The 4,219-nt window shown below is 74.0% G+C and carries 4 protein-coding genes; all 4 read right to left on the bottom strand.

Features of this window, described 5'->3' with window-relative positions:
* The coding region (locus AOK22_RS38170) for a CHC2 zinc finger domain-containing protein (RefSeq protein WP_244165275.1) at window positions 1-596 on the bottom strand (596 nt) is incomplete at its 3' end.
* A gap of 43 nt (window positions 597-639) precedes the next feature.
* On the bottom strand, window positions 640-1,902 hold the full coding sequence (locus tag AOK22_RS38175; RefSeq protein ID WP_055703228.1) for an NAD(P)/FAD-dependent oxidoreductase: 1,263 nt from the start codon (window positions 1,900-1,902) through the stop codon (window positions 640-642).
* 180 nt (window positions 1,903-2,082) lie between these two features.
* Window positions 2,083-3,393, bottom strand: coding sequence for a deoxyguanosinetriphosphate triphosphohydrolase (locus AOK22_RS38180; RefSeq protein ID WP_055703229.1), 1,311 nt, complete (start codon window positions 3,391-3,393; stop codon window positions 2,083-2,085).
* 92 nt (window positions 3,394-3,485) lie between these two features.
* Window positions 3,486-4,219 (bottom strand): sirohydrochlorin chelatase (locus AOK22_RS38185; protein WP_055703230.1); only part of this gene is annotated, 734 nt, incomplete at its 5' end.

The raw sequence follows: 4,219 nt of genomic DNA on the forward strand, positions 1-4,219 counted from the left end.
CGGTCGATGGGGCCGCGGCGGCCCTCCTGGGAGAGGCCGGAGAGGGTCAGCTCCTTGTCGGTGAAGCCCTTGCCGCGCAGATAGCGGGTGAGGTGGTCCCAGCCGGCCGGGCTGTAACCGACGCCGAAGTGCGCGGCGGCCGCCTGGTCGAAGCCGCGCTCGGCCAGGAAGGCACGGCCGATCTCGGCCTCGGCGGACTCCAGCTGCTCCACGTAGAACTGCGCGGCGATCTTGTGGGCCTCGACGAGGCGGATGCGCTCGCCGCGCTGGTGCGCGGGGTTGTACCCGCCCTCCTCGTAGCGCAGCGTGATGCCCGCCTGGGCGGCGAGGCGCTCGACCGTCTCCGAGAACGTGAGGTGGTCGATCTTCATCACGAAGGCGATGGTGTCGCCGCCCTCCTGGCAGCCGAAGCAGTGGAAGAGTCCCTTGCTCGGGCTGACCTGGAAGGACGGCGACTTCTCGTCGTGGAAGGGGCACAGGCCCTTGAGGTTTCCGCCCCCGGCGTTGCGCAGCTGGAGGTAGTCGGAGACCACGGCGTCGATCGGGACCGCGTCCCGGACCGCCTTCACGTCTTCGTCATTGATCCTGCCTGCCACGTAGGAATACTACGGCGCCCCTGTGACACTCTCGTCCGGCCGGTCACGACAGGAGCGACGCCAGGGGGGTCGAGGGGTCGGCGAGGGCGTGCGGGTCGGGGCGGGTGCCCTGGCGGATCAGCTGCTGGATGGGCTCCGTGACGTCCCACACATTCACGTTCATGCCCGCGAGCACCTGGCCGTCGGCGAGCCAGAAGGCGATGAACTCCCGCTTGCCCGCGTCGCCTCGCACGACGACCTGGTCGTACGTCCCCGGGGGCGCCCAGCCCGAGTACTCCAGGCCCACGTCGTACTGGTCGGAGAAGAAGTAGGGCACGCGGTCGTAGGTGACGTCCTGGCCGAGCATCGCGCGGGCCGCGGCCGGGCCGCCGTTGAGGGCGTTCGCCCAGTGCTCGACGCGCAGCCGGCGGTCGAACAGCGGGTGGTGGAGGGCGGCCACGTCGCCCGCGGCGTGGATGTCGGGGTCCGAGGTGCGCAGCGAGGCGTCGACGGCGATGCCGCCGCCGTGCGCGCGGTCGACCAGTTCGAGGCCCGCGGACTCGGCGAGGGCGGTGCGCGGGGCGGCGCCGATCGCGGCGAGCACGTCGTGCGCGGGGTGCTCCTCGCCGTCGTCGGTGCGCGCGGCAAGGACCATGCCGTCCTGGCCGGTGATCTCGGTCAGGCGGGCGCCGAAGTGGAAGCGGACGCCGTGCTCGGCGTGCAGGTCGGTGAACATCTGGCCGATCTCGGGGCCGAGGACGGCGTGCAGCGGGGTCGCCTCGGACTCGACGACGGTGACCTCCGCGCCGTATTCGCGGGCGGCCGCGGCGACCTCCAGGCCGATCCAGCCGGCGCCCGCGATCACCAGGTGGCCGTTGTCCCTGCCGAGGGCGGCGAGCACGTGGCGGAGGCGGTCGGCGTGCGCGAGGCGGCGCAGGTGGTGGACGCCGGCGAGGCCGGTGCCGGGGACGTCGAGGCGGCGGGGCTCGGCGCCGGTGACCAGGAGCAGCTTGTCGTAGTGGATGACGGTGCCCTCGCCCAGGCGCACGGCCTTGGCGTCGCGGTCGATGGCGACGACGGTCTGCCCGAGGTGCAGTTCGACGTCGGCCTGCGCGTACCACCCCGGTTCGTGGACGAAGACGCTGTCGCGCTCCTCCTTGCCCAGGAGGTAGCCCTTGGACAGGGGCGGGCGCTCGTAGGGGTGGTCCCGTTCGTCACCGATGAGGATCACCCGGCCGGTGAAGCCCTCGGAACGGAGGGTCTCGGCCGCCTTGGCGCCGGCCAGACCTCCTCCGACAATGACGAACGTCTGATCCGCGTCGACCACTTCATGCCTCCTTGCCGGGGGTACCGGGGGTGTACCCCGGAAGAACACAGACTTGCCTCTGGGACGTGCCGCCACAGGGAGCGTCCCGCACGGAGCGTGATGGGGGAAGGGGGCGTGGCCCCAACTGGCCACATCTCGTCACGCCCCGTGGTCACTTCATGGTCACTTACCGTCGTTCCCCTAGGGCCTCGCCGTCAGTCGGGTGTGCAGGGCGCGGGCCGCGGCGTCGGTGAGGGACGCGATCTGGTCGACCACGACGCGCTGGGCGGCGCGGTCGTCGGGTGCCGCGTCGTACAGCGCGCGGAACTGCGGGTCGAGGCCGTCGGGGGCGCGGGCGGTGAGCGCCTCGGCGAGCTCGGCGACGACGACGCGCTGGTCCGCGCGGAGCCGCTCCTGGGCGGGGCGCTGCATCACATAGCGGTCGGCGACGGCCTTGAGGACCGCGCACTCGTGGCGCGCGGCGCGGGGGACGACGAGCTCGGCGGCGTAGCGCGTGAGGGGGCCCTTGCCGTACCGCGCGCGGGTGGCGGTCTCCGCGGCCAGGCAGAAGCGGCCGATGAGCTGGCTGGTGGCGTCCTTCAAGCGGGCCTGGGCGACGGCCGATCCGTCGTAGCCGTGCGGCCACCACTCCTGGTCGAGGAGGCGGTCGAGGGCCCGCGCGAGCTCTTCGGGGTCGGTGTCCTCCGGTACGTAGCGTCCGATGGCCACCTCGAAGATGTCGCGGCGCTCGGGCTCCGCGTGCAGGGCGTTCGGGTCGATGTGCCCGGCGTGCAGGCCGTCCTCGAAGTCGTGGACCGAGTACGCGACGTCGTCCGACCAGTCCATGACCTGCGCCTCGAAGCAGGTGCGCTGGCCCGGGGCCTCCTTGCGGACCCAGTCGAAGACCGGGCGGTCGTCTTCGTAGACACCGAATTTGGGTGACTGCGGGTCGGTGGGGTGGGCGCCGCGCGGCCAGGGGTACTTGGTGGCGGCGTCCAGGGCGGCGCGGGTGAGGTTGAGGCCGACGCTGACCAGGTCGCCGCCGGCTTCGGAGGGGACGAAGCGCTTGGGCTCGATGCGGGTGAGGAGCCTGAGCGACTGGGCGTTGCCCTCGAAGCCGCCGCAGTCGGCCGCCACTTCGTTCAGCGCCTGTTCGCCGTTGTGCCCGAAGGGAGGGTGGCCCAGGTCGTGGGAGAGGCAGGCCGTCTCCACCAGGTCGGGGTCGCAGCCGAGGGCGGCGCCCAGCTCGCGGCCCACCTGGGCGCACTCCAGGGAGTGCGTGAGGCGGGTGCGGGCGCTGGCGTCCCAGGCCTGGCTCCTGGTGCCGGGCGTGACGACCTGCGTCTTGCCCGCGAGTCGGCGCAGCGCCGCGGAGTGCAGGACGCGCGCGCGGTCGCGCTGGAAGGCCGTGCGCCCCGGCCTCTTGTCCGGCTCGGCGGCCCATCGCTCGACGGCTGTCTCGTCGTAGGCGCTGTAGGCGTCGTATCGCGCGTTCGGTGCTGTGCCTTCCATGCACCGACAGTAGACGCAAGCAGTGACAAAGGAGGATCTGGCCCCTCGGATCCGGCCGTGCGGATCGGATCGGGTGCGGGGCTGGTGGGGCGTCAGGCCGCGGTGAGACGACGGTGTTCGGGCCGGTGCGGGGCGGTGCGTGCCCGGTCGTAGCGGTGCAGGACGAGCCGGGCGAGGGCCGGGTGGGTACCGAGCGGGGCCGAGGCGATCCAGGGGGCGGCGGTCGCGCTCTGGGTGGCGAAGCGGCCGGGCGCGGTGAAGTACGCGGCGACGGCGGCGCGGTCGCGGCCCTGGGCGGCCAGGGAGGCGAGGGCGTCCGGCACGCTGCGGGCGCAGGCCGCGGTGGGAGCCGCGTAGGCGGGGACGACGGGGACGCCCAGGCGCTCGGCGAGCAGTGCGGCGGCGGTCTCGGCGTCGGCGGCGGCCTCCGGGTCGCGGGAGCCGGCGGCGGCGAGGACCACGCCGTGCCGGGAGCGCGCGGCCCGCCCCGGGGGCCGTGCGGGCCAGCCCGATTCGACGAGCCGGGCGTGCAGGGCCTCGGCGAGCAGCGGGTGCGGGCCGAGCGGGTCCGCGACGCGGGTCTCGACGTGCGGGGCGGCCGCGGCAGCCCGGGGGATGTCGCGCTTGACGTGCTGGCCCCTGCCGAGGAGCAGCGGCACGAGCACGGCCCGGCCGCCGGGGTGCGCGGCGAGGGTGTCGGTGAGCAGCGGTTCGTTCAGCTCGATGTGGCCGAGGCGGACGGCGAGGCCGGGCCGCAGCGCGCGGATCCGCTCGGCGAGGGCGGTGGCGGTTTCGAGGGCGCGCGGGTCGCGGCTGCCGTGGGCGA

The organism is Streptomyces silaceus (genome assembly GCF_001419745.1).
In the GTDB taxonomy this organism is placed as follows: Bacteria; Actinomycetota; Actinomycetes; order Streptomycetales; family Streptomycetaceae; genus Streptomyces; species Streptomyces silaceus.